Annotated in this window: 24 protein-coding genes and 1 pseudogene; 21 read left to right on the forward strand and 4 right to left on the reverse strand. The window is 62.8% G+C overall.

From position 1 onward, the window contains the following. The first annotated feature begins 199 nt into the window (after positions 1–199). Genes LDB26_RS07610 through LDB26_RS07620 form a run of 3 tightly spaced genes read left to right on the forward strand, consistent with a single transcriptional unit; the run spans position 200 to position 6,314 of the window. A complete protein-coding gene (locus tag LDB26_RS07610; RefSeq protein WP_257541491.1) occupies positions 200–2,845 on the forward strand; it encodes a TerB N-terminal domain-containing protein in 2,646 nt (881 codons plus the stop codon). Beyond that, positions 2,845–4,149, forward strand: a complete 1,305-nt coding sequence (locus tag LDB26_RS07615) for an ATP-binding protein (RefSeq protein WP_142634120.1) — start codon at positions 2,845–2,847, stop codon at positions 4,147–4,149. The genes LDB26_RS07610 and LDB26_RS07615 overlap by 1 nt, the downstream gene beginning before the upstream one ends. Further along, positions 4,146–6,314: a DEAD/DEAH box helicase gene (locus LDB26_RS07620; protein WP_142634118.1), complete on the forward strand. Its 2,169-nt coding sequence runs from the start codon at positions 4,146–4,148 to the stop codon at positions 6,312–6,314. Before LDB26_RS07615 ends, LDB26_RS07620 begins: the two co-directional genes overlap by 4 nt. A gap of 163 nt (positions 6,315–6,477) precedes the next feature. Here the strand turns inward: LDB26_RS07620 and LDB26_RS07625 are convergent, their stop codons facing one another. Next, a complete protein-coding gene (locus LDB26_RS07625; RefSeq protein WP_257541493.1) occupies positions 6,478–7,548 on the reverse strand; it encodes a YafY family protein in 1,071 nt (356 codons plus the stop codon). A gap of 49 nt (positions 7,549–7,597) precedes the next feature. Between LDB26_RS07625 and LDB26_RS07630 the strand changes: the two genes are divergently transcribed. The 4 genes from LDB26_RS07630 to rmuC all read left to right on the forward strand — a co-directional run bounded on the left by LDB26_RS07630 (position 7,598) and on the right by rmuC (position 13,513). After that, positions 7,598–7,810 carry a hypothetical protein gene (locus LDB26_RS07630; protein ID WP_257541496.1) on the forward strand — a complete coding sequence of 71 codons (213 nt, stop codon included), beginning with the start codon at positions 7,598–7,600 and terminating at the stop codon, positions 7,808–7,810. 125 nt (positions 7,811–7,935) lie between these two features. Then, the gene (locus LDB26_RS07635; RefSeq protein ID WP_257541498.1) at positions 7,936–11,262 is read left to right on the forward strand and encodes a TM0106 family RecB-like putative nuclease; all 3,327 of its coding nucleotides are present in this window, start codon (positions 7,936–7,938) and stop codon (positions 11,260–11,262) included. Positions 11,263–11,311: 49 nt separating this feature from the next. After that, complete coding sequence (locus LDB26_RS07640) at positions 11,312–11,599, forward strand: hypothetical protein (protein ID WP_257541500.1); 288 nt, start codon at positions 11,312–11,314, stop codon at positions 11,597–11,599. 189 nt (positions 11,600–11,788) lie between these two features. Then, on the forward strand, positions 11,789–13,513 hold the full coding sequence (gene rmuC / locus LDB26_RS07645; RefSeq protein ID WP_257541502.1) for a DNA recombination protein RmuC: 1,725 nt from the start codon (positions 11,789–11,791) through the stop codon (positions 13,511–13,513). Positions 13,514–13,627: 114 nt separating this feature from the next. Here the strand turns inward: rmuC and LDB26_RS21625 are convergent, their stop codons facing one another. Continuing rightward, a complete protein-coding gene (locus LDB26_RS21625) occupies positions 13,628–14,146 on the reverse strand; it encodes a hypothetical protein (protein WP_373886174.1) in 519 nt (172 codons plus the stop codon). A 75-nt stretch (positions 14,147–14,221) separates the two neighbouring features. Here LDB26_RS21625 and LDB26_RS21630 point away from each other — a divergent pair, with 75 nt between their 5' ends. From LDB26_RS21630 to LDB26_RS07660, 3 genes are all read left to right on the forward strand, one after another. After that, the gene (locus tag LDB26_RS21630) at positions 14,222–14,650 is read left to right on the forward strand and encodes an Arm DNA-binding domain-containing protein (protein WP_373886175.1); all 429 of its coding nucleotides are present in this window, start codon (positions 14,222–14,224) and stop codon (positions 14,648–14,650) included. Continuing rightward, a complete protein-coding gene (locus LDB26_RS07655) occupies positions 14,536–15,345 on the forward strand; it encodes a site-specific integrase (protein WP_257541507.1) in 810 nt (269 codons plus the stop codon). Before LDB26_RS21630 ends, LDB26_RS07655 begins: the two co-directional genes overlap by 115 nt. Positions 15,346–15,932: 587 nt before the next feature. After that, on the forward strand, positions 15,933–16,451 hold the full coding sequence (locus LDB26_RS07660; RefSeq protein WP_142634106.1) for a MarR family winged helix-turn-helix transcriptional regulator: 519 nt from the start codon (positions 15,933–15,935) through the stop codon (positions 16,449–16,451). 230 nt (positions 16,452–16,681) lie between these two features. Here LDB26_RS07660 and LDB26_RS07665 read toward each other — a convergent pair whose 3' ends face one another. Further along, positions 16,682–16,972, reverse strand: coding sequence for a DNA -binding domain-containing protein (locus tag LDB26_RS07665; protein WP_142634104.1), 291 nt, complete (start codon positions 16,970–16,972; stop codon positions 16,682–16,684). 30 nt (positions 16,973–17,002) lie between these two features. Then, positions 17,003–17,341: a hypothetical protein gene (locus tag LDB26_RS07670; RefSeq protein ID WP_142634102.1), complete on the reverse strand. Its 339-nt coding sequence runs from the start codon at positions 17,339–17,341 to the stop codon at positions 17,003–17,005. Between the two features lie 544 nt (positions 17,342–17,885). On the opposite strand from LDB26_RS07670, the pseudogene LDB26_RS07675 reads away from it, so the two are divergent. From LDB26_RS07675 to LDB26_RS07725, 11 genes and pseudogenes are all read left to right on the forward strand, one after another. After that, positions 17,886–18,443: pseudogene (locus tag LDB26_RS07675) on the forward strand (toprim domain-containing protein); the annotation flags it as partial. Positions 18,444–18,641: 198 nt separating this feature from the next. Beyond that, on the forward strand, positions 18,642–20,279 hold the full coding sequence (locus LDB26_RS07680; protein WP_142637664.1) for a PRTRC system ParB family protein: 1,638 nt from the start codon (positions 18,642–18,644) through the stop codon (positions 20,277–20,279). A 37-nt stretch (positions 20,280–20,316) separates the two neighbouring features. After that, on the forward strand, positions 20,317–20,751 hold the full coding sequence (locus LDB26_RS07685) for a PRTRC system protein E (protein ID WP_142634100.1): 435 nt from the start codon (positions 20,317–20,319) through the stop codon (positions 20,749–20,751). 43 nt (positions 20,752–20,794) lie between these two features. Continuing rightward, on the forward strand, positions 20,795–21,001 hold the full coding sequence (locus LDB26_RS07690; RefSeq protein ID WP_142634098.1) for a PRTRC system protein C: 207 nt from the start codon (positions 20,795–20,797) through the stop codon (positions 20,999–21,001). A gap of 130 nt (positions 21,002–21,131) precedes the next feature. Then, a complete protein-coding gene (locus tag LDB26_RS07695; protein WP_257541509.1) occupies positions 21,132–22,166 on the forward strand; it encodes a hypothetical protein in 1,035 nt (344 codons plus the stop codon). An 8-nt stretch (positions 22,167–22,174) separates the two neighbouring features. After that, on the forward strand, positions 22,175–22,993 hold the full coding sequence (locus LDB26_RS07700) for a PRTRC system protein B (protein ID WP_142634094.1): 819 nt from the start codon (positions 22,175–22,177) through the stop codon (positions 22,991–22,993). After that, positions 22,990–23,652, forward strand: coding sequence for a PRTRC system protein A (locus tag LDB26_RS07705; protein WP_142634092.1), 663 nt, complete (start codon positions 22,990–22,992; stop codon positions 23,650–23,652). The genes LDB26_RS07700 and LDB26_RS07705 overlap by 4 nt, the downstream gene beginning before the upstream one ends. Further along, positions 23,642–24,400 (forward strand): PRTRC system ThiF family protein, encoded by a 759-nt coding sequence (locus tag LDB26_RS07710; RefSeq protein ID WP_142634090.1) that lies wholly within the window; start codon positions 23,642–23,644, stop codon positions 24,398–24,400. The genes LDB26_RS07705 and LDB26_RS07710 overlap by 11 nt, the downstream gene beginning before the upstream one ends. Positions 24,401–24,514: 114 nt before the next feature. Further along, positions 24,515–24,790 carry a hypothetical protein gene (locus LDB26_RS07715; RefSeq protein WP_142634088.1) on the forward strand — a complete coding sequence of 92 codons (276 nt, stop codon included), beginning with the start codon at positions 24,515–24,517 and terminating at the stop codon, positions 24,788–24,790. Beyond that, entirely contained in the window at positions 24,787–25,071 is a 285-nt protein-coding gene (locus LDB26_RS07720; RefSeq protein ID WP_142634086.1) for a hypothetical protein, read from the forward strand. Before LDB26_RS07715 ends, LDB26_RS07720 begins: the two co-directional genes overlap by 4 nt. 59 nt (positions 25,072–25,130) lie before the next feature. Then, positions 25,131–25,607 (forward strand): hypothetical protein, encoded by a 477-nt coding sequence (locus tag LDB26_RS07725; RefSeq protein ID WP_142634085.1) that lies wholly within the window; start codon positions 25,131–25,133, stop codon positions 25,605–25,607. The last annotated feature ends 1 nt before the right edge of the window (position 25,608 follow it).

Consider the following 25,608-nt stretch of genomic DNA (forward strand, 5'->3'; position numbering starts at 1 on the left):
CATAATCTGGTACGAAAAGCGTCGCGCGGCGAAGATTGCCCCAAGGACCAGTCCTGCAAGCAGTCATCCCGCTCGCCGGCGTCGGCTGGCGCTTGACGAACGGGAAGCACAAAGCTTCGGGAGCGACCCACTCCCTGAATATCAAGTTCTCGTACCTGCCTCACATTCTGTGATGTCGGAAGAGGCCCCGGAGGAGTCGATGCCTTCACGCTCTGACAGGCCCGAAGCGAGCGCCCCTACCACAAGCCAGACGGCGATCCCCTCGAAAGTGCCCGATCGTCCGACGCCGTCGAGAACACGAGAGCTCAGGGAACGGCTCTTTGGGGACGATTCTTCGATATTTGATCCAAAGAACACGGACCATGTCCAGGCGATCGTTGCGCGATCATCAGCGGTTCAAGAGGAGTCTCATCATTCCGACGCGCCCGCATCCCCGCAGCCATACCTGTCGACGCAGGATAATGCCGAGCTCGTTCGTGTCGGCAGGGCCGCCCGCGAGGCGCTCGAAGCCGCATCGCTAAGGCGCGCCGCGGAGAAGGAAGGACGCGCGCAGCAGCAAGGCGCACCCTCTACCGAGATCCCGGTTGCGAACGAAGGACCAGATCCGACGCCTGCCCGTCCATCACGCATCGATGAGCTGCGTCAGAAGCTTTTCGGGGGCGAGGCCCGCGCTCCTTCGCCGCCGGTTGTCGCCAAGCCCGCTGAACGGCGTTCGGCCGGTAGTGCCGCGACCGCTTCCGCCAAGATTCAGGGCTGGTTGCCCAAAGGCCAGGTCATGACCATCGCCGGACGCGAGATCGACGGCATGGTCTATGTGGGAACGCCGCCCAATTTCAATTCGCATGGTTATGGCGAGAAATGCCGCACCTATATCGATCCATCCCTCTCGGTCGCGTCATACGGTTCGGACAAGAATGGCGATGGCATGTCCTATTGGCCGGGATATTCGAGCATTCCGGCCGTGTGCCGAGCCACCTATCTCGATTGGCTGGAGGGAGGCCGCCGCGATGGCACTGTAAACCCGGGCTACATGTTCCTGTTCTTCTACGGTCTGGAGCGCCGGTTCCTGATCGATCAGCCGCCAGAAGACGAGAAACGGGAAATCGTGGCCGAGGTGGAGCGTCTCAAGGCCCTCTTTGCGCAGAATTATTCGGTACAGAGATATCTCGGAGAATTTCTGGATATCGCCCGCATCGTGGCGATGGGCGGGCTATCGCTCAATGATCCCGCACTCAAGCAAAGCATCCTCGACAATCGCAGCTGGGATCTACCCTTTTCATTGAAATTTGCCCTCGGCGGGATGATTGCCGAGGGCAAGGCCTTCGATGCGGAGTGGCTGCATCTGTGGCTGCTCTGTCATCCGGAGCGCCGCCTTCGCACGCCGGCTGATCGCTGCCGCGAAGAGTTTAAGGCACTTTTCAAACTGAAGTTCGACGCCCTCCATCCCGATGGCCTCAAGGTCCGAACGCCGCGCAAGAAACTGGCAGTGAACTATCGCGCGGCTTCGAGCGAATTCAGTTGCTCGGTTAATCTCACGGCCGGAGAAGGCAAGGATATCGCTGTCCCCGACGTGACCGATCTGCGTTCGCCGGTCGAGAAGGCGCAAAAGATCGCGGATGAGGCAATGGACGCGCTCGACAAGTTCAGCCGCTACCTCGGGCGCAATGCGGAGGGCAGAGGGTCGATCGAGGCACAGGCTCTTCTCCCCGCCGAATTGTGGGGACTGTTCCCTTCGGCCGAGCTGGAGACCCTGAGGGAATGGGCGCGCGAACATGTCGAGCGAGGCGGGCTTATTCCGGCCCTCGAACTCGTCACCCGCCTCGAGGGCTGTTCTCCCGACAAGATCGGCAAGCGCCAGCTGACCGGTGCGGCCGATGCGCTCGCGCGCATCGGCTTTGGCATGGCGCCCGATCCGAGATTCTCGCTGCGCGCTCCCAGGATCGACGAACCTGTCGTCATTTTTGACCTGGGCGAAACGGTCGAGCAGTTGGAAGTCGTTTCGCCGGCCTACAAGGCGGCATTGTTCGAACTGGCGCTGGCGACCTTTGTCGCGCATTCGGACAGCAAGATCGTCGAGGCGGAACGCCGCGCCCTGCGCGATAAAGTCGATGCGACCGGGGGCCTTGCCGAGCTTGAGAGAATGCGCCTCCATGCCAATCTGAAATGGTATCTGGAGGTTCCGCCCGACATGTCATGGCTGCGCAGCAGGCTGAAGGAGGTGGATGCAGAGCATCATCTCGCGCTGCGCGCTGCGGTTGTGGTGATCGCCCATGCCGACAGCGTGATCCAGTCCGAGGAGGTCGCCTGCATCGAGAAGATCTACAAGGCGTTGGGGATCGATGCGGGCCTGGTATACGCAGACCTTCATGCTGGAGACGTTCCCGATGGACCTGTGAGGGTCAGGGCCGCCGAAGCAGAGGCTCCGGGCGAGCGAATTCCGGCCGAGCCGAAAGCGCGGGGCACCGCGCTCGATGCAGCACGCATCGCGGCGATCCGTACCGACACCGAGCGCGTCTCAAGCGTGCTGGGTGAAATATTCGCGGCGGACGATGACACGAACGACGAGGCAGCCCACGCGCACAAGCTGCCGTCGTCCTTGGCCGGGCTCGACCCCAGGCACGCCGCTCTTGTCGATCTGCTCGTCCAGCGCGAACATTGGGCGGAGGAAGAATTCGCGGACATTGCCGGAAAACAGGGCCTGCTGCCATCCGGCGCTCTGGAAGCGATAAACGAATGGGCCTTCGAAAAATTCGATGAAGCCCTGCTCGACGAATATGATGGCTATGATGTGTCGCAGGACATCGCAGATGCATTGCGGGCCGAGATGGCGAAGGGGGATAGTTGATGTCGAAATTGAAGCCGCGCGAGCGGGACGCGATCGTCCAGGCATTGCGCGCAGGCGTCGTGCCGAAGCTCGGGCTGCGTCATATTCAGGTCGGCCGCGCCCGGGAAATCGAGGAACTCGTCAAGGACATGGACCGGATCGCCGATGGCGGTTCCGCGATCCGGTTCATCATCGGCGAATATGGGTCGGGCAAGACCTTTTTCATGAATCTCATCCGCCTTGTCGCGCTTGAGAAGGGTCTGGTGGTGATGTTCGCCGACCTCGCTCCCGACCGGAGAATTCATGCGACCGGCGGCCAGGCGCGTGGGCTCTATGCCGAAATGGCGCGAAACCTCGCCACAAGGACCAAGCCCGACGGCGGCGCGCTTGCCAATGTCGTGGAGCGTTTCGTCAGCCAAGCCCAGCATGATGCCGAGGCGAACGATCGGCCAACGGTCGAGATCATTCGCCAGCGCCTTGCCCATTTCGAGGAACTGACCGGGGGGTTCGACTTCGCGCAGGTCATCCGCCGCTATTGGGAGGGCCATGAAACGGGCGACGAGGAGCTCAAGTCGGCGGCGATCCGCTGGCTACGCGGGGAGTTCGCCACCAGGACCGATGCTCGTAAGGCGCTCGGAGTCCGCACGATCGTCGATGATGCGAGCGTCTACGATCATCTGAAGCTGATGTCGGCGTTCGTGTGCGAAGCTGGCTACAAGGGCTTGCTTGTCGGCCTCGATGAGATGGTCAACCTTTACAAATTGACCTCGTCGCAGGCCCGCAACGCGAACTATGAGCAGATCTTGCGTATTCTCAACGATGTCCTGCAGGGCAGCGCGGAAAATCTGGGCTTCCTGATGGGAGGCACGCCAGAATTCCTGATGAATACGCGCCGGGGCCTCTACAGCTACGAAGCGCTGCAATCGCGCCTCGCCGAGAACAGCTTCGCCCGTGAGGGCCTTGTGGATCTATCAGGGCCGGTCATCCGGTTGGCGAGCCTCACGCCCGAAGATCTGTTCGTGCTCCTGGCCAATATCCGTGCCGTCATGCAGGGTGGCGGCGCCGCGCTGCCGGACGATGCGCTCGAAGCCTTCATGGCCCACTGTTCCGACAGGATCGGCGAAGCCTATTTTCGAACCCCGCGCAACACGGTCACGGCCTTCGTGAACCTCCTGGCGGTTCTCGAGCAGAATCCTGGAGTCGAATGGTCGGACCTTATCGACAAGCTCGACGTCGCTCAGGATGACGGTGACGACATGAGCGATGTCGACGAGACGATAGGCGCAGCTCCGCACACGGATGAGCTCGCCAGCTTCCGTCTGTGAGCGCTGCCTTCGACAAGCTCGCCCGGCCGATCCAGAAATGGATCCGCGCGCAGGGCTGGCGTGAACTGCGCGATATCCAGGCGCGTGCGACGCATGTGCTCATGGACGGCGACGCCGACCTGATCGTTGCCGCCAGCACTGCGGGAGGAAAGACCGAGGCAGCATTTCTACCGTTGCTGTCCCAGGTTCTCGACGATCCGTCCGAACTATCCGGTTTCGACATTCTCTACGTCGCGCCGCTGAAAGCGCTCATTACCGATCAGGCCCGCCGGCTCGATGACATCTGCCGGGAAACTGAACTGCCGGTCATCCCCTGGCATGGCGACGTGCCGTCTTCGACCAAGACCCGCGCCATAAAGCGGCCCCGGGGCGTTCTGCTGATCACGCCGGAATCGCTCGAAGCCCTGTTCATCCGCCGAGGGCTGGAGATACCGCGGCTGTTCGGTGCGACCCGGGCTGTTATCCTCGACGAATTGCATTCAGTGCTCGACAGCGAGCGCGGGATTCAGATGAGGTCACTGCTTGCACGCCTTGAGCAGGCGCTGAACCGCCCAATTCGCCGCGTCGGTCTCTCGGCCACGCTTGGCGACATGGGGCTGGCAAAGGCCTATCTGCGCCCAGACAGCCCCGAGGAGGTGAATGACGTGGTCGCCGCGGGCGGGGGGGCTGAGTTGCAGCTCCAGCTGCGCGGCTATGTGACCGGTGACAAGGATGATGAGGGGCCATCGGCAACCGACGCCATCGCCCTCCATCTCTTCGGGCACCTTCGTGGCAGCGACAACCTGGTGTTCGCCGGCGCGCGCCAGGCGGTCGAAATCTATTCGGATCGATTACGAACGCTGTGCGAGAAGGAGCATCTGCCGCAGGAATTCTATCCCCATCACGCGAGCCTTTCTCGGGAGCATCGGGATTTCGTCGAACGGCGCCTGAAGGACGGCAGCGCACCGACCACGGCGATCTGCACCTCGACGCTTGAACTCGGCATCGACATTGGCGACGTGACCTGTGTCGGGCAGATCGGAGCCCCCTTCAGCGTGGCCTCGCTCCGGCAAAGGCTGGGCCGGTCAGGACGGCGTCCGGGCAAGCCAGCCATTCTCAGGCAGTATGTCGTCGAGGCGAAGCTCGCCCCGGCGAGCAATTTCTCCGACCGATTGCGACTGGGCTTGGTGCGGGCGACCGCGATGATCGAACTGCTGCTCGAGGGCTGGTGCGAACCACCGCAACGCGGCGCGCTGCACCTCTCGACGCTCGTCCATCAGATCCTGTCCGTGATTGCGCAGCGTGGCGGCGTTCGCGCTCAGCAGCTATATGGGATGCTGTGCCAGAAGGGGCCGTTTCGGCAAGTCGATACTCAGCTCTTTCTCGATGTGCTTCGGGCGCTGGGACACCCGGAGACGGCGCTCATCGAGCAGGCCGATGACGGATTGCTGCTGCTTGGCGCGATGGGCGAAAAACTGGTCGAGCATTACAGCTTCTATGCCGTCTTCCAGACGCCCGAGGAGTACCGGCTGATATCCGGAGGCAAGGAACTGGGCACCCTGCCGATCGACAATCTGATTGTTCCAGGAATGCTGCTCATATTCTCGGGGCGGCGATGGCTGGTGCTCGAAGTCCATGACCGCGATCGCATCATCATGGTCTCACCTGCAAAGGCGGGTGTTCCGCCGCTCTTCGGAGGCGATCCGGGCAATATCCATGACCGGGTGATCGAACGCATGTTCGACATCCTCGAGAACCAAAATCGCCCGATCTACATGGATCCAACCGCGCTGGAATTGCTTGAGCAAGCCCGAAGTCACTATGCCCAATTGCGGTTCGATCATGGTCGTATCGCGCAGCTGGGCGAAAATGCCGCTATCCTCGCCACGAGAACGGGTTCGATTCGAACCACAACGCTTGCTTTGGCCCTGCGCGCAGCCGGATTTACAGTCCAAGTACATGATGGTTTCCTGGAGGTTTTCGGGAAAGACGAAACACCTCCGCTAGTCGATACCCTTGCAGAATTGGCCACTGGCAAGGCTGCGGATCTTTTTGTGCATTCGCCTAATCTGCTGTTTGAAAAGTTCCATCCTCATTTGAGTGAGACATTGCTGCAAAGAGATGCACTTTCAGCTCGGTTGGACGCTGGCGGATTGGCTGAACTTTCCCGCTCACTCATCGAGTGAACGAATGCCCTTTATCAGGAACATGATGTAGCGCTTGAAGTTCAGCGATGTCGGCGAGGTAGGTCTAGGTACCCAATGAGGGCTTCGCGACAATTCGGCTAAGCAGATCCACTTCAGCGGTTCCTGCCAGATAAAGTTCCGGCACAGCAGGCGCCTCAGTCCGTCACGGCAGCGACTCAAAATCAGACCGACGATAGCCGTCAATCATTGCGCGCAACTTCGCTGGAGCAAGCACTTCGACCGCATCCCCCCAAGAGTAAAGATGCCAGGCCATCTCAAGCAGGCCGCAGGCGCGGAAGCGGACAATGAGGCTCCCGTCCGTCTCGGTCTCGACCGACTGGTCGGGGTGGAAGGCGAAACTCTTGGCGCGGGCCGCGGCTTCCGGCGTGAAGCGCCAGACAATATCTTCGATCTCGTTGTCATTGACATAGGAGCTGAAACCGCCGCGCGCGTGGACGCCGACATCGAAGTCAGCGATCGCCTCGAACGTCTCAGGCCGCAGCTTCGCCTCGACAATATCCTCAACCCGGTAGTGGCGCGGAACCTTGTCGGCCCGGTCGAGATCGCAGGCGACAAGGTAGCGGCGGATACCGAGCAGAAGGCCGTGCGGCGCGACCTTTCGCCAGCGCGGCGACTTGTCCCGCACACCTCGATAGAGAATGTCGATTGCCCGTCGGCCCTTGAGCGCGGTGACAAGGGTCTGATCGACCAGCTCGTTCGAAATCGGCCGTGGCCCAGGTCGCGCGGCGAGACCGAGCGCCTGGAGAAGCGCCTCCTCATCGACCTCGATCCGCGCCCTTGCACTTCTCGGGATCGTCGCAAGCACCTTCTCTTCGAGGCCCTTGAGGATCCGGGCCTCATTGGCTGCGCCGTCCTTGGCCAGCTTTTCGCTCGCTCGGGCGAGCACGGCCAACTCCTCCGGGCTGGGCGTCAGGAACGAGGTGATGCTGCTTGACGGCAACCGCCATCGCGGCCGCTGATCATCCTCGTCCACCCAGCGCTCGGCATCGATGAAGACCTCCATGAGCTTGACCGTCATGCGCTGAGCCGTGCGCCGGTCGCATTCGAACATCTCCTCGATTTCACCGAGGGTCATGCCGACCCGGCCTGCCGCACAGATCGCGAGCCGCAGCAGTTTGGCCGCATTATCGTAGGACATCGTCACCTCTTGGTTTTTCCAGACCCGGAACTTTGTCGTGCCCAGGCGACAGTTTCTGACGCCCCCTTCAAGCAATGTCGAGTCGTCGGCCAGTGGTGGTGCAGACGAACAACAGGAGGCCATTATGGCAGCTAAGGGTGGTAGTAATTATCGCAGTGCCTCGAGCGGGCGCTATGTGTCGCAGAGCCATGGGCGTGCCCGTCCGTCGACGACGGTCCGCGAGGCGCCCGGTCCGAGTGGGAGTTCTGGCCCCCACTTCCGCAGCGCTGAAACCGGACGCTACGTGACCGAAGGCTTTGCGGCGCGGCATCCGTCCACCACGGTGCGCGAGAAGTGAGCGAGCGGCCCGCGCCGTGGCGCGGGCCGCAAGCCATGACCGGCGAAGCCGACCGAGCAACATTCGGGACTTGCCGCGAAGGCGCGGATAGCGTCGATAGCAACTGGGGATGGGGAGCTTAGACGATGCGGAGGATTGGCGACGACTATCGACTGTCTGCATCCGACCTGATGCGCTTCAAGGTCTGCCGCCATGCGATCACGCTAGATCGCCGCCGGCTGGAGGGCGAGGCGCTCACTCCGGCCGCGGATAGCGCCGAGGCGAAGCTGGTCCAGGATCAGGGCGATGCCCATGAAGCGGCCTATCTGGCCCGGTGCCGCGACGCGGGGCGTCAGGTCACCGAGATCGAGAAGGACGGGCTGACCCTCGAGGAGAGCGTGGCCCGCACGATTGCTGCGATGGAGGCCGGCGCTGAGATCATCTTCCAGGGGGCTTTCCTGTCCGGGCCGTGGGGCGGCTATTCGGATTTCCTCGAAAGGGTCGAGCGCCCTTCAGCGCGCTGGGATTGGTCCTACGAAGTGGTCGACACCAAACTCAAACGCTCGGCTGACCCCAAGCACATTCTCCAACTGGCGCTCTATTCCGACCTCGTCGCCGAGATCCAGGGAACCACGCCCATCGCCGCCCATCTTGAACTCGGCAACGGAGAGCGCTTTACCGTTCAGCTCGACCAGGTCTCGTCCTACGCGCGGCGGGCACGAGGCCGGCTCGAAAACTTTCTGATCGAGCGTCCCGAAACCCGGCCCGAGCCGGTCAGCTTCTGCACTCTCTGTCCCTGGCGTGAGCATTGCGCGGCCGAATGGGAAGCCGCAGACAGCCTCGTCCTCGTCGCCAATATCAACCGCAGCCAGCGCGACAAGCTCGCTGCGGCCGGCGTCACGACGATCGTCGAACTGGCAGAGCGCGAAGCACCCGTGCCAAAGCTTGCGCCCGAGACGCTGGCGCGCCTCCAGGTTCAAGCTCGCCTCCAGGCCGCGCGGCGGCGGGGTGGCGGTCCAGCCTTCGAACTGCGTCCGCATGAAGCCGGGCGAGGCTTCGACCTGCTGCCCGCCGCCGACGATGGCGACCTTTTCTACGACATCGAAGGCGATCCATACTATCCGGGAGGCCTCGAATATCTCCACGGCGTTTGGTATCGCCACCTGGGCGACTGGCGCTTCCGCGCCTTCTGGGCGCACGACCATAAAGCTGAAGGCCAGGCAATCGACGATTTGCTCGGCTTCTTCGCCACCCACCTCAAGGCCCATCCCAAAGCGCACATCTACCACTATGCCAATTATGAGATCGCAGCGCTCAAGCGGCTCGCCATGGCTCATCGGATCGGCGAGGCGGTGCTCGACCAGCTACTGCGCGAGCGGCGTTTCGTCGACCTCTTCAAGGTGGTCGGCGGCGCCCTGATCGCCTCGGAACCGGGCTATTCGATCAAGAACCTCGAAGCGTTCTACATGGCGAAGCGTGAGGGCGACGTGGCGACCGCGGGGGCCAGCGTCGTCGTCTATGAAGAATGGCGTGAAAGCCGCGACCAGACGCTGCTCGACCAGATCGAGGATTACAACAGGACCGATTGTGTCTCGACCCAGCTCCTGCGCGACTGGCTGATCGCCGCTGCCCGGCCTGCCACTCATCCGTGGCCCAAACTCGCCGCCGATGCGCGAGTGGCCGGGGTCGGCCGTATCGAGGCCGATCTTGATGCCCAAGCCGAGCTCTATGAGAGTTTCGCACCCGCCAGGGCACGACTGGGCAAGCCGGTCGCCGATCTGCTCTTCGACCTCAACGCCTTCCACGCCCGCGAGGACAAGCCGGCTTACTGGACGATCTTCGATGGTCTCGCACGCGACAGCGAGGAACTGATCGATGATCTCAGCTGCGTCGGCGGGCTCGAGGCGGCGGGACCGCCGGTCCCCGACAAGCGCTCCTTTGAGCGCACCTACCGTTTCCCGCCGCAGGAGACGCGGCTGCGCGCTGGTGACCGCCCCTGCATCAAGCCCGCGGAAAGGCCTGAAGGTGTTAACCTCATCGCGATCGATCCCGGCGCCGGCACTGCCACTCTGCGCCGCGGCGCCAAGGAGCCCTTGCCCAGCCGACTCGACCTTTTGCCGGCACAGCCTCTTCGGACAGACAAGGTGCGCGAAGGGGTGGCAGCGGTGTCGCGCTCGATCATCGCCGATGATGGCCGCCACAGAGCGATCGAGGACCTCCTCACTTGTGCGGTGCCGCGCCTGAGGGGCCGCCTGCCCGGCGCACGGATCGTCGATCCCGAAGCGGATCTGATAACCGAAACGAGCGCCGCGATCGCGGCGATGGACGATACCGTGCTCGCCATTCAGGGTCCGCCCGGAACCGGCAAGACCTTCGTCAGCGCCCACGCGATCATGGACCTTGTCGCAGCCGGCAAGCGGATCGCCGTCGCCTCGCACAGTCACAAGGCGATTGGCAATCTCCTGAGGGGCTGCGCCGACCGCGCGCAGGAATTGGGCCTGCGGCCTCGGATCGTACACAAGGGGGGCGATGAGGACGAAGTCGCGGCCGGCCATGGCCTGATCACGCTCACGGACGACAATGACGCTCCCGAGATCCGGACCGCAGCAATCGTCGGCGGCACCGCCTGGCTGTTCGCGCGGATCGAGGACCCGATCTTCGACTATCTGGTCGTCGACGAAGCCGGCCAGGTCGCGCTCGCCAACATTGTCGCGATGGGGCGCGCTACGCGCAATATCGTGCTCGTCGGCGACCCGATGCAGCTCTCGCAGCCGACCAAGGGCGATCATCCCGGCGACAGCGGCATGTCGGCGCTCGCCTATCTGCTGGGCGGCGCGCGCATCGTGTCCGCCGATCGCGGCATCTTCATGCCGGTCAGTCGCCGCATGCACCCTGAGGTCTGCCGTTTCATCTCGCGTGCCGTCTACGAGGGGCAGCTCGACAGTCACCCAAGCGCGGGACTGCAATCGCTGCTCGTTGACGGCGCGGAGAGCTGCGGGGCGCGGTTCGAGCCGGTCGAGCATGAAGGATGTAGCCAGCACTGTCCCGAAGAGATCGATGCGATCCGCAGGGCGATCGACCGCCTCAAGGGCAGCCTTTATCGCGATCGCGAGGGACGCGAGCGCACGATAGGCGACGCCGACTTCCTCGTGGTCGCGCCTTACAATGCACAGGTCAACGCACTGCGCCTGGCGCTCCCCGGCATCCGAGTGGGCACGGTCGACAAGTTCCAGGGCCAGGAGGCGCCGATCTGCCTCATCTCAATGACGACCTCGAGCGTGGAGGAGATGCCGCGCGACATGTCGTTCCTCTTCTCGCTCAACCGGATCAACGTCGCCGTGTCGCGCGCCCAGGCGCACGCCGTGCTCTTCGCCAGCCCGCGGCTGCTTGAAGTTCCCTGCCGCACGGTGGAGGACATGACCCTCGCCAACACGCTCTGCCTCCTTGCCGAAATGGGAGGCGACAGTTTTTGACGTCTCCCCCTGCGATGAAGAACGCGTCGCAATCGAATCGGAGGTCGACATGAATTGGAACGGTAAGCGGATGGTTGGTCGTTTTGTCATTGATATCGACGGGTGCCTGCGCTCGAGCGACCACGAGGCGATCCGGGTGAGCGAACTCGCCGCGCTTCACGGCCGGCTCGAACCGTCGGCGCGCTTCGTCATGGAAGTCGACGGTGAGCTCATCCCGCTCGACGCTATCGACGTAGTGAGCTTGAGCGAGGCTCGCGTCGCCTTTTTCCGCTCGATCGGTCCCGCGATCACTCTGCGGGCTCCGGCACTGCCGTGCAGCCTGTCGCTAGCTGCATAGGCGGTGAATGGTGATCCGTGCCGGCCTGGCTGAACGGCTCTCCGGCCCGGCGCGCGAGCAGGATTTTGCAGAGCGCCAAAATCCGGGCAGGCTTGCGACGCACTGAGCGGGCCTTCCAGCATCGACTTACCGGGGATCACACCGATGCGGTGACAGGTCGCAGGCGCTATTTTCGAGGAGGAGCACGGAATGGATTTCGCGGTCTATGCAGCACTTGGTCTGGCGGGCGTGGCCGTCATCCTGGGCATCCTGATCCTGCTGAAGGTAGGGCGGCCGGCAACGATGCCCGAGGATATCTCGGCACGCCTGGCGTTGTTGGAGCAGATCGCAAGCTCGCTTCCCGCGACGTTCCGCGAGGAGGCCAGGACCGGGCGCGATGAGCTGCGGGCGACATTCGTCTCTCAGGCGGAGGTGCTGGATGGGCGGTTCGCGTCAATGGACGCCCGGATCGGCGAGGTCGGCAAGGCACAGACCGACCAGCTGACCGCCATGCGCTCCGAGGCGGCGGAGGGCCGGACTGAGCTGCGCTCGGCGTTCGGCTCTCAGACCGACGCCCTCGAGAAGCGCTTTGCCGCCGTGGAAACGCGGCTCGGAGAATTCGGCAAGGCCCAGACAGACCAGCTGGTCGAGATGCGGCGGGAGGCGGCCGAGGGTCGCACCACGCTTGAAGAGGCTGTGCGCAAGAACGCGGAAGGTTTCGCCGCGTCACAAGCGGAGCGCCTCAAGGAGACCAGCGACGGCGTCCGCAGCCTCTCCGATAGGCTCCTCACCTCGCAGCGGGAGGGACGCGACGAACAGCGCGCAGCGCTCGAGGCGGTCCAGGGCAAGATCGTGCAGCTGACCGACAGTAACGAGAAGCGCCAGGAGGCGCTGCGCGAGACGGTCGCCGGCAGCCTCGATACCCTCCGCACCGACAATGCGGACAAGCTCGAGAAGATGCGCGCGACGGTCGAGGAAAAACTGCAGGGCACGCTGGAGAAGCGGCTCGGCGAATCCTTCCAGCTCGTGAGCGAACGCCTCGAGCAGGTCCACAAGGGGCTTGGCGAGATGCAGAACCTCGCCACCGGCGTGGGCGATCTGAAGCGCGTCCTCAGCAATGTGAAGTCACGCGGCGGCTGGGGCGAGGTCCAACTCGGCATGCTGCTCGAGGACATGCTGACGAAGGACCAGTTCGCGACGAACGTCCGTATCCGGCCCGATTCCGGCGAGATCGTCGAATTTGCGGTCCGGCTGCCCGGCCGTTCCGGCGAGGACATGCCGCTCTGGCTGCCGATCGACGCAAAGTTTCCGCATGAGGATTACGACCGTCTCCTCGTCGCGCAGGATAGCGGAGCGGTCGATGACGTCGAGAAGGCTGCGCTGGACCTTGAGCGAGCCATCAAGCTTCAGGCGAAGACGATCTGCGAGAAATACGTCCACCCGCCGCATTCGACCGATTTCGCGATCATGTACCTGCCGACCGAAGGCCTGTTCGCCGAGGTGATCCGCCGCCCCGGCCTTGCCAGCGAGATTCAAACCAAGCACCGCGTCATGATCCAGGGGCCCACCACGCTTGCCGCGCTCCTTAGCAGCCTGCAGATGGGGTTCCGCACGCTGGCGATCGAAAAGCGTTCAAGCGAGGTCTGGCAGGTCCTCGGCGCAGCGAAGGCCGAGTTCCTCAAGTACGGGCAAGTTTGGGAGAAGCTCGGCAAGCAGCTCGACACCGCCCGCAAGACCGTAGACGAGGCTGGCAAGCGCACCCGTGCGGTCAGCCGCAAGCTTCGAGACGTAGAGACGCTGGAGGGATCCGAAGCACCGGCACTCATCGATCTCGTGCTGGGCGAGGAAGACGACCAGGAACTCTTGTCGACTGAAGCGATAGATTCATCAGCCGCCGCTGACATCAGCAGGGGCGGGGTAGAGCCATCAAAATAATGAACAGACGACCAGTTTAAGCACTTCGAAGGCGACTTCGCTGCGTCGGCTATGTCAGCGGAATCTCCTATAGAACGATCTTACTTATGCCCACGAGGACAAGCGGCAGTCACCTTATGTCACCCAGCTTGACAGGAGGGCAGCAAGTTGCCGCATCATTTTGCCGTCTGGAGACCGAGCGAGAATTTGAAAAGCTGACTCGGGATGAAACCCATATCCTTCCAGCGGTGTCGTTAGCAGCATGAGCTGCTCCCATGGGTCCGTGTCGCCAAGGACCGACAAAATGGTATCGAGGCCGCTCAGGATTTCGTTATCGACGAACTGGGCAGCGGGGAAACCCACTCTCCCATGATAGGTAACGCCCAGTAGCCGCCGCTGGCGGTATTGCTCATCGACAACCTCGACACCGCTGCCAAGCCGGGCAGCAACCTCGGCGTAGCTGAGCATTCCGCCTGCGCGCTCGGCCATTTCCTTCCGGAATTGGTCACTTTTGGAATCCGCCTCTCCTTGTGTTTGGGCGGTCGGCATTACTTCCTCCTGCGTGGCGCGATCCCGATGCATCAAGCTGAAAGCCGCATTGCGGGACAATCCCATACGATGCTGACACACGCAGTTATCGGAATTGCCCTGCATATCCTTCATTTGCCGTGAAGGTGAACTCCATAAGTCAATGCACGATAAGATGTTGCTGACTATGGGAGAGCTTATATGCGGAGAGGAAGGCCTGGGACGGGTGTAGAAGCTTTGAAGAGAAGCATTCGTGTTCGTTTTTGGTATAAAGGTTCCCGATGCCGCGTTAATCTGCAGATGGCGCCCACGAAGGCCAATATTCGAGCAGCGGAACGGCTCATGGTGCGTGTGCGGGAGGAGATAGAACTCGATATCTTCGACTTCAAACGGCATTTCTTTCAATCGAGAGATGCCTTGCATTCTCAATTCGATGCATTTGCCCAGGCATGGCTGGGGCAGCTCGTACTCGCGAAATCGACCCTTGAAGGCTACAGGAAAGCCATGCGGCAGATTTGGATACCTGCGTTCGGCAGCCGTCATCTTGCCCATATAAGCCTTCGGAAATCCGCGAGATCATCTGCGAACGCGTCAAGACGGTGTCGGCCCGGACGATCAATAACGACCTGATTCCTCTGCGTGCTCTGTTCCGGACCGCGATCGAGGAGGGGCTGCTCGATCGTTCGCCGATGATGCCGATCCATAACCTCAAGATCCCGGATCATCTTCCCGATCCCTTCACCAGGGAGGAGATGGAGGCGATACTGACACATCTGAAAACCAATGCTCCCGAACAGGCATGGAACTGGTACGAGTTCGCCTTCGGCACCGGCATGCGGCCGAGCGAGCAGATCGCTCTCCTCTGGGAGGACATCGACTGGGTCGGAAATTCGGTTCGGGTCAAGCGCGCCAGGGTCCGGGCTCAGCTGAAACCGACAAAGACCTATCAGGTTCGCGATGTGTTGCTCAGCGATCGCATGATGGAGGTGCTCAAGCGACAGAAAGCGCACAGCTTCGAAGAGGGCAGGGCGCCGATCTTCCTCAATCCGATGACGGGCCGGGCATGGCCGGATGTTCAGGAACAGAGGAAAACGTACTTCCAGCCGGCACTCAAGGCTCTCGGAATCCGCAAGCGTCATGCCTATTGCACACGAGCGACTTTCGCGACCACGGCGCTGATGGGTGGCGTCAATCCATCCTATATCGCTCGTCAGCTGGGGCACAAGAACGCCGCCGTGACACACAAGCACTATGCGCGTTGGATCGATGGTTCCGATAGCCGGAAGGAGGCGAGGAGGGTCAGCCGGTTGTTCGGTCGCGCCTGACGCCTGTTGAAAGCACTTGCGTCGAGAAAAACAGGCCTCGAAATGATTTTGGCCACGATTCCGCTTGGAATCTCAAGGGATTGATGAGGGGTTTTGGCCACGCCCTCCAAACCATCCAAACAATATCAACTACTTGTCTGGTGACCCCTACGGGAATCGAAAAAAAAACCGGATTTTCAGGGCACTACAGGGTATCAGAGGGGAAATAAACCGCTGTTTTTCAACAATCCGATTACCCTCGAATACCCTCCAATGCCCTAAATGGGCCACCTGATTGGGCCACCTACAGTGACAAGTGGCCCACTACCATTATCCCGTGAACAGTCAACCCGCCGAGCTCGAATAGCTGTCGAGCGACGCCCTCTGGATCGTCGTATATCAGGGAGCGTGAGCATCGGTGCGGGCGGCCAAAATATACCATCTTGTTAACCACTTCTGCGTGTCGGTTCCCCTCATAACGGCGAATTGCCGAACGAGGGATTTCAGGCATGATGCGCTCGGAACATTCCGTTCCGACCAGGGGGGGCAAGAACGGGGCATCGGCGCGGTTTGCCGATGACGCCCAAGTGGGACGGAGAGCGATGCCCATGAAACAGGATGCTCATATTCAACCCATGCTGGACGTGCACGGCCGCCCAGCCGTTTTCGCGCCTCTTTGCAAGTCGATCATCAACGCAAGAGCGATGTCGACAGCGGCGTTTGGATCTCTCTGTTCCGATCCGGGAGGCGAGATGCTTCTCGATCTCTATTGGCGCGAAAGCCAAGGGTTGAAGACATCCCTGACAAGCATGTGGCTCGCCTCGAAAGCGTCGGAGATGACGGCCCGCCGCTGCCTGGCGGTGATGGAGGAACAAGGAATTGTCGAGCGAATGCCCGATCCTTCCGATGGACGCCGCACCAACGTGCGGTTCACGGCGGAGGGCCGCAAGAAGATGGACGACTGCTTCAGCGCCCTTCTCGTCGGCTACGCAGAGACCTGTCAGGACTGCGCGCGCAATTGCCATGATGGGCCGTCGTCAGATGGCTGTGCCAGCCTTTGGAACAGCATACCCTTTTGTGCCTTGCTTGGCGACCTATCCGTCACCTCCACAGGTCGAAGGCAATGAAGTAACCGCCTGACTCAGCATCACGCCATTGCTCGGGAAAGCTGATCAGGATCGATGCCGATACGCTCCCCGATCGAGCGGGGCATCTCGGCGCTGGTCTCCCGACGACAACGGTGTTGCCGCCGGGAGTGATAGCCGCGCCAAATGGCTTGGCCCGACGCGGGGGCGACTTTTAGCAAAGGCCTCGACAACATCCAGCGCAGATGATCTCCGCTTGCCGTTGCGGAGCGTCATTGCAACGTATCCCATTGCTGCGTGAGAATCCGGCGGTAGCCGGTTTCGGTCATCCATCTGGCGCGGCGCAGATGATCCTCCCAACAATGCCGCGTGCGCTCGGGCTCGGCGAGGGGGTCGCGGTGCAGCACGATCCGGGCAACCTCCTGCCAGTCTGCGCCTTCGGCGTCAGCATCGAGCAGCCGCAAATAGGTGATGGTATGCTGATCGTCATAGGGCGTGATGTTGTCGGACCAAGGCACGTCGTCCGCAACATCAGGATCCAATTCGGGCTTCGGCTTCTTCACCTTGCCTCTCCTTCGAGTGCGGACCACGCGCTAGTTTGTCGACTTTGGCTTAACGTTGGCGCGGTTCAGTTCGAGGAGAAACCAATCTCGAAACTTTCCCATATGTTCTCCCGCATCAGCGACAATCTGCGCCACTAGCTCCTCACTTAGATCATCCTTCTTCAGGTCTAGATCTCGAAGAGCACACGTCACCATATGACGTTGAAAGACGTATATCGCATTACGGATATATCCACGCACGATCATCTCAATCGATCGCTCATTACCGTTTGCGTCATTGATGAGCTTTTCTATGGCCACAACCGTAGGATTTGGATCAGCAATCGTCTGCTGCATTTCCGGCGTCAGCTTCCTTTCCAGATCAGGCATAGATTACTCCGGATCGCTTACTCAGGCCATGCCGGAATATTCGCACGGGCATACCCGGCAGACAAGGCTTGGCTGTAGCCAACTCCATCGGACTTCCTTCCGCAGTATTACCATTGAACCGCCGGTCACGGTCAATACGGATCTGAGGAGAGGAGGAGATGCCGCGTGCGCGGAAGGTTCTCTCCATACTCCATCATAGTCCTCGTGATCTCACGTCGCGTCGCCGTTGTGGGAGGGAAGAGGGGCTTGGGCTGGAGGATAGCCTTCAGCTGGAGAATTTCTCATGGCCCTTTCGCGGACCAGCGCCGATCCCCGCTTGCACGCCGCCGCCGCCAGCATCGTCAAATCCCTGGGCGGCGAATGGAAGCCATCGGGCGCAATGTGCCGGTGCCCCGCTCATGACGACCATCGCCCAAGCCTGTCGGTCCGGGTCGGTGAACGCGGTATCCTGTTCAAATGCTTCGCGGGCTGCTCAACGCTCGAAGTCATTCGCGCACTTCGCGGTGATCGGCGTAGCATCCCTTCGAGCGAAGGCGGCTGCACCATGCCCGATGGACGGAAGCGTCAGCTGTCGGGGCGGATATGCTCGCTCTGGAAGGAGGCTTCCCCAGTCAATGATACACCGGCCGATGCCTATCTGGCATCACGCAGACTGGCTGGTTCGCATCCCTCGCTCCGCTATCATGATCGGGTTCCTTACGGGCGCGGGGAGACCGTCCGTTTCCGCCCCGCGCTGCTTGCCGCCGTGGAGTGCGATACCGGCGTCGTAGCCCTTGAGCGGCTATTCCTCGATCTTTGCACTGGTCTGCCAGTCACTGATCTCGATCCGCCGAAACGGCTTCTGGGCCGTCCTCTTGGCGGCGCGGTTCGTTTTGGCGCGGCGACCAGTGTGCTCGGCCTTGCGGAGGGCTGGGAGACCGCATGGTCCGCGCATTTTCTGCTGGGCATTCCGGTCTGGGCCGCGCTTGGGTCCGATCGCTTGCCGTTCGTCACCATTCCCGAGCGGGTCGAGCATCTCATTCTGCTCCCCGACGACGATCCGCCCGGACGACGATGTGCGCGGCGGGCTCGTCATGCGCATGCGCGGCCCGGCCTTATGATCGAGACGAGATTCCCCGGCGGCGGCTTCAACGACTGGAACGACCGGCATCGCGCAGAAGGGGGAGAGGGAGGGAGGGAGGGAGGTGGTTGGGGCAGGCAACCTGACGGTCAGCTGCGCTCCGCACATTCAGGCACATGCGGCGGAATGGACGCCGACGCGGCCCTGACCAGCCCGCCATATTCGACAAGGAGACGAGCCTTGACCTCGCCACAACCGAGCTATCCTGCCATGCTGCCCCTCTCGAAGATCGTGAAGGGCGACAATCCCCGCCGCTATTTCGACCGGAAAAAGCACGACGAGATGGTGGCTTCCATCCGGCTACGCGGCATAATCCAGCCCATATTGCTTCGCCCGAGGGGCGATGTCTTCGCCATCGTCGCCGGAGAGCGCCGTTACCGGGCAGGGCTGGAGGTCTACGGCCCCGACGGCGAAGTACCGGTCATCATCCGCGAGATGACGGACCAGGAGGCGCTCGAAGCTGCGATCGCCGAGAACGACGACCGTGACGATCCTTCGGAGACCGAGCAGGCGGATGCCGCCGTCCGCTACCTCGCTGCGTGCCAGGGCGACCGGGCCGAGGCCATACGGCGGCTCGGATGGTCCCGCGACAAGTTCGATCGCCGCCTCGCGCTCGCCGAGCTTTCGGACACCGTAAAGTGCGCGCTCGACGAACGCAGGATCAAGCTCGGCCACGCCGAACTACTCGCCGCGGTTCCCGGCGACAAGCAGGACAAGGCCCTCGAAACGATCCTGAAAGCCGGTCTCGACGTGAACAAGACGCGCGAACTGCTGATGCGCGTCACGCAGCACCTTGGCAGCGCATGCTTCGACAAGAGTGAATGCACGACCTGCCCGTTCAACTCGGCCACGCAACGCGCGCTTTTCGAAACCCATGTCGACGACGGCTATTGCACCAACGCAGCGTGCTTCGATCTGAAGACGGAAGCCGCAGAAGTGATCCGTTTCGAACAAGAGGAGCGCGCGGCGAAGGCAGCACGGGCCGCGGCTCCGCCCCACGTCGAGACAGTCGAAGGTGACGAAAACGATGATGTGATCGACGAAACCGTATCATTGACCGACTCTCAGCCGCTCTCGGAAGATACGACCTTGGACCTGGACAGCATCGCGATGCGCGCGCCTACGCCCGCCGCGCCGGTCAAGCCCGCGACCAGCGCCAGTGCCGCGGACAAAACGGCCGTCACCGCCAAATCGATTGCAAATCGTACCACCGAACTTCGCGAAGCGACTTGGCGGACTGCGCTCGCCCGGGCGCTGGCAGGCAATGCCGCTCACGCGCAGACTACCATCCTTGTCGCCGCGATGTCGGGTACGCTCTCGCAGATCAAGCCTGACACGCTGACGTCGCGCGCCGGCATCCTGGTCGGCGCCTCGTTTCCGAACCTCGACTATAGCGCCAAGATCGCGGCGATCCGCGCGCTGCCCGACGCCCGGGCGGCGAACGTGCTGTCCGTCATCGGCGCCGCTTACGCCAAAGATGTGGCCAGCTTCGGCCATGTCGCCGATCTCGCGAGGATATTCGAGGTCGACCTGCGCGACAGCTGGAAGGTCGATCAGGCGTTCCTCGAGCGATACACCAAGGACGAGCTCAAATTCATTGCCCGGGAATGCGGCCTCATCGCGCATGTGGGCGAAAAGCGGTTCGCCAAGATGCTCGCGTCGAAGAAGCCCGAGCTGATTACCGGCATGCTCAATCGCATCGGCTTCGATTGGGCTGGGCGCCTGCCGAGCGCGATGACCCTCGACGGCACCTATGGCCCGCCCCCGGATCGCGCTGTGCCGCACGCCAAAGCGCCGATCCCGGAACTCGCTGCCTGACCCGCTTCCCCACACTCCCAGACAAAGGACTACCGACATGCTTGTTACAAGCCTGCTCCCGCTGCTCGCCCGCTATTCGCTCGGCCTCGACCTCGTTGCCGGACCCGACGAGACCGTCACCCTGACCATCATTCCGCGCAAGGCGGACCCCAAGTCTGCCGCACTCGACGCCAGCGAGACCCGGCCGATCTCGATCACGGCCAGCGCGGCGGAGATCGATGCGGAATTGGCCCGTGGCGCAGACGGCGCGCTGGGCCAACTTATCGCCACGCGCAGGACGCTCGCCGACCAGGTCGCGGAGCAGCGGCAGGCTGACGAGGACGCGAAGGCCGCCGCCGCGGAAACTGCGAAGGCAAAGGCTGCCAAGACTGCGGCAACCAAGCCCCCAGCGCCGACCAGCCCTCCCAAAATCCAGACGCCGACCAGCCCGCCGGCCGACGCCAAGCCGGATGAGCCCGCCACCCTGTTCTGAGCGGCGCCGTTCGCACTGTCCCATCATCAACACGGAGGTTCGTATGCAGATCAATCACCTCAGGCGCGCCTATCGCTACGATGGCATCGATCTTCCGGTGCCGCCACACCTCGCGGGCGACCCCGATGCCCTGCGTGCCTACCACGCGACGCTCTATCCGGCGATCCTCAACGCCGAGATGATCGATGGCGGCGTAACCGGCGGCGCGCACGTCACCGAGTATCGCCGCGCGGTCGGCACCAAGGGCTGATCGATGCCGCAACGCAAGCGCGCGGCCATCCCGGCCGCACCCCACAGAAGCCTCATCGAATGGATCGAGAACGATGGCAACTCGACCGATATCTCCCAGCCTGCCTGCAGCAGCCAAGCCCAGGCGCTCCATGCGCGGATCCTCTCCGATCCCAGCAACGGAAACCGCGAAACCCCCGAACCGCTTGCATCCCCATCCGGCTTGCGCCTCCCGCCGCTCGGTTGATCTTGCGGGGCGTGTCGTCGCGATCTCGGCGGATGTCCCCGCGATATTCGATGCGCCGCTGCCGCCACATCACAAGCTGATCGGCCGCTGGGTCGCCGCGCGGGAAACGTCGTCGGAACTGTACACGCGCGCGGCTGCCCGTCGGCATATCGAAGGCGTTTTCAACGCCGCCGTGCTCAAAATCCTCGATCCCATTGAAATCGCCGATTTCAGGGTTGCCGTCATTCTCAACGAAGAGGACGGCACGCCGGCTATTGCCGTGATCTGCCACAGCCTGGGCCAGATCGACCTCGGGTGGATCGAAACCGGCAATGCCCCCATTTCGTGGCGCGCCGCCGCGTACAGGGCGCTCGAGCAGTGCCTCGGCCGTGTCCTTCCGATCTTCGGCTACCGGGATCTCTTCAACGAGATTTCAATGTACTATTGGGACGGCGAGATCGACGACGAGGGCGCCCGCCAAAGCCTGATAGCCTATCACGGGGCGGGTGCAGACGAGCTCGATGAACTCACGCTGCCGTCCGAGATGAACGCGCGGCGGCCCGAATGGATGATCGAGGCAAACGCGGCGCCACCGGCGCGGCTCCCAGCCGGTCTGCGGCAGAAGCTGGCGAGATTGCGCACGGCGCATAAGGCCGTCGGCTCTCTCCGGCCCGAACGCAACGCCTGGGACTTCGATTTGCAGGTCGCCTACGACTATATCCCCGGCATCGAGGAATGCTCGTCCCTCCCACCACTCACGCTCGTTCCCTTCGACCACTTCGCGCGCGAACTGGATGACGTCGGCCGCAACGGCATGGAGATGGGCTTCATGGAGGTGGCCGGGCTCTGCCCACTGCCGGATGCAAACCACATCGACGACTGGTTCGCGTCGCTGCGGCTCGGCGCGGAATTCCTGCTCGCAGCGCAAGAGCTGATCCAGCTCGATCCAGCCCAATTTTGAGGTATCTCATGTCCGAACATTCAACCCAGTTCGAAGCCGCTGGCGGCGGTCTGGTCCTGAGAGGAGCGATCCTGCTCTACCGCAGCGAGGGTCCGCGTAATTTCAGTTCCCATGGTCCCCATCGCGGGGATGCGGCGGCGTTCGCCAGCATGCACGCCGTCGAGCATGACGAGGAGGGCCGGCCGACGATTGCGGCGGGCGTCCCGTTGTCGCGCGCGCATCTGCGGCAATGGACTGAAGCCCTCGGGCGGACGGTCCGGCCGGAACTTCTTCCGGAAAACGTGCTGGTCGCTCACCCCGACATGCTCGCATGGTGGGTGCCGGAGCAGGTGCGTCCGGCCTATTTCGACCTGTCGACGCGCTTGGCGGGGCTTCGGGTCCTGACGGAACGAACCGTCGTGCCGGTCCCCTATCCCGCACATCTGTTCATCGCCACCCGGTCGCGTCTCGGCGTGTACGCGCTTCCTGTGAACGAGCGCCCCACTGCCGACACCCGCGTGCTGCACTCACCTATCCTCAATGTCTTCGTCAACGGCTCACTTTGCTGGGGCAATATCCCGATACCGAGAGCGATCGCCATCGCGTCCATTCCGGAGTTCGAGCGAGCGGTGTTCGACAGCTGGTCGACGCACCCCAATCCGGGACAGGAGTTCACCGTCAGCGGCAAGGGCGGCCTGGTCAGGCTCTGGGACGATCTTGCCGCCCGCCGGGCGAAGCGCTTTCCGGTCGGACGTCTCAAGGCCTTCGGCGCCGGCGCCCGAGGGCCTGCGCGCCGAGCCTCGGTCGAGCCGATGACCGTCGGCAAAATCATCGGAGGCGCGAAATGACGACCCTACTCGCCGACGATCCCACGGCGGCCGCGCTGCTTGCCGATGTGCCCTGCTATCCGGTCCCGCTCCAGGGAGGATCGCCCGCCCTCGACGCGCTTCGCGCCGCTCGCGTCGGACACGGCCTCGCCGTGGGGAATGACGGCGTCCTGCTGATTCTGCGCCGTCCATGGCTCGCGCTCGACATCCCCGTCACGCCGCCGATCGCCGCGCACCTTCCTTATGGCAGTGTCGGCGGCCCCAAGGCAGACCTGCGCTGTGGATTCATCCCCAGCGAACATCTCGCATCGATCCTCGATTTTCTACGCGCCGCTCTGCCGAATGAGGCGGCGGCATTCGTTCTCTGGAACGAGGCGACGCGGGAGTTCGCCGTGGAATTTCCCGTCATTGACGAGGCCACGCCCTCGCGCCTCGTCTACCGCACGCCGGTCCTGTCGCCGGACTGGCACATGATCTGCGACATCCACAGTCACGGGGCGGGCGCATCCTTCTTCAGCGCCACCGACGATGCCGACGACGCGCATGCGACGAAGATATCGCTCGTGTTCGGCCGGTTGGACCAGCCCGACGGCCCCACGAGAGCGTCGCGCCTCTGCGCGGGCGGCATGTTCATTCCGCTGCCGCGCAGCCCATTCGCAGGAGACCATCATGCCGCCTGACACCAGCGACCGCCATTTTCTTCCAGCCGCATTCGGCGACCGCATGCTTAAGGTTCTGCTCATAGGCTGCGGCGGCAACGGCGCACAGATGCTTATGGGACTCGCCTCGCTCGACACGGCGCTGCGCGCGATCTCCTCGCGATCGCTTCATGTCACCGTGGTCGACGACGATATCGTCACCGAGGCCAACCTCGGCCGACAGCCCTTCTTCCGCTGCGACCTCGGCAACCCCAAAGCGCGGACGCTGACCGAGCGGATCAACCTCGCGCATGGCCTCGCCTGGAAGGCGGTTCACGGACGCGCGCCCGGCAAGATCGGCGTCGAAGGCGCCGATATCCTCATCACCTGCGTCGACACGGCCTCGGCCCGCCGTGCGATCGGAGCAGCACTCGCCGAGGAAAGGAACATTCCCGCCTACTGGATGGACCTCGGCAATCGCGCGAGCGACGGTCAGTATCTGATCGGCTGTCCGGGCCGCGCCGCGGCCAAGGATCGCCCACGTCTCCCGACCGTGCTCGAATATTTCCCCGAGCTCGCCGACGACGGCGTGCCCGACGACAATGCCCCATCGTGCTCGGTCGCGGAGGCGCTCGAACGCCAGTCGCTGTTCGTCAACCGCGTCATGGCGAGCCACTCCCTCGCGCTGTTGTTCGATCTGCTTGGCCGCGGTTCGATCGGCCACGCCGGCGCCTTCATCAATCTCGCGAGCGGTCAGGCCGTCCCGATCCCGCTTCCGCGCGGCGACTGAGACTACCTGCATTGCCCTGTGCAAGCCGGTCCCATGCCGGCCCAAACCGCACGTCAATCCGGCGGAGCGACGGAAGAATCTTGCCCCCAAAAACCCACACAAAGGAGACCATATATGGCTTCAGTTCAGGAAAATGGCTGGACCCTGCACTATACTATTGGCCGCGTGCTGGCCGCCAAGGTGAGGCCGGGTGATATCGTTCACATGCCGGGCGGGCGCGGCGATTTGATGGTGCTCGGCGGGCGCGCCCCTCAGCGCGCCAACGACCGCGGCAGCGTGCTCGTGCGTGATCCGCTCGCCGAGTCCAGTGATGGCATGGAAATGCCACTCCGCGCATTGGGGATGGTCTGGATCAGCGCCGCCGGTGGCTGGTCGGAGATACTGGCGTGAGAGGCTATCATGTCCATGTCTTTACGACGATCAGGGTCAAGGTTGCGGTGACCGCCGAGGATCATGCGGACGCCATGCGGCAGGCTGACGCTATTGTCGGGTGCGGGATTTTCCCTGTTCGTCTGTTTCCGAATGTCGCTGCCGTGCTGTACGCGGAGCCAGCCGAGGAGGTCACCGGCTATCTGGTCGACGAAACGGACGATCCCGAATTCGAGAACAGTCGCTCCTACGATGCCGAATACCGTCCTTGCGGCGCGGACGACAGTTCGGGCTGCCCCTGAGGAAGGGGAGAGGGGATGGGGGAGGTGCTCCGCGTGATGGAGCAATCTGGAGAACCCCCATGCAAATCGAACTTCGGCGCATCTCCTATAGTGCCGCGCTATCGCAGGAAACCGCTGCTTTTACCGCAGAGGTCTGGATAGACGGCGAGCTTGCTTTCCATGCGCGCAACCAGGGATCGGGCGGGGCGGACTTCTATCATCAGGTCGGCCGGTGGACAGAAACCGACGTCGATGCCTGGCTCACGGCCAACCGACCGCCGCGCTGCCTCGGCGATATCGCCTGCGATCATGATCTCGAGATCGAGGTGAGCGATCTTCTCCTTCGCGCCGTCGAGGGCCGCCGCCTGAAGCGTCTGCTCCGCACTAATCTGGTCACGATTGAGCGTGATCAGATACTGCAATATCCGCTGCGCAAGCGGCCACTCGCGATCGTTGCCCGCGCCGTGCGCGCCACCAATCCCGATGCCGTCATCGTCAACGACGCCGGCGACGATGTGTTCGCGCGCGCCCTGGCCGTGCTGCTCGCCAGCCGCTGAC

The sequence above is a fragment of the Sphingobium sp. CFD-1 genome (assembly GCF_024611115.1).
Lineage (GTDB): Bacteria > Pseudomonadota > Alphaproteobacteria > Sphingomonadales > Sphingomonadaceae > Sphingobium > Sphingobium baderi_A.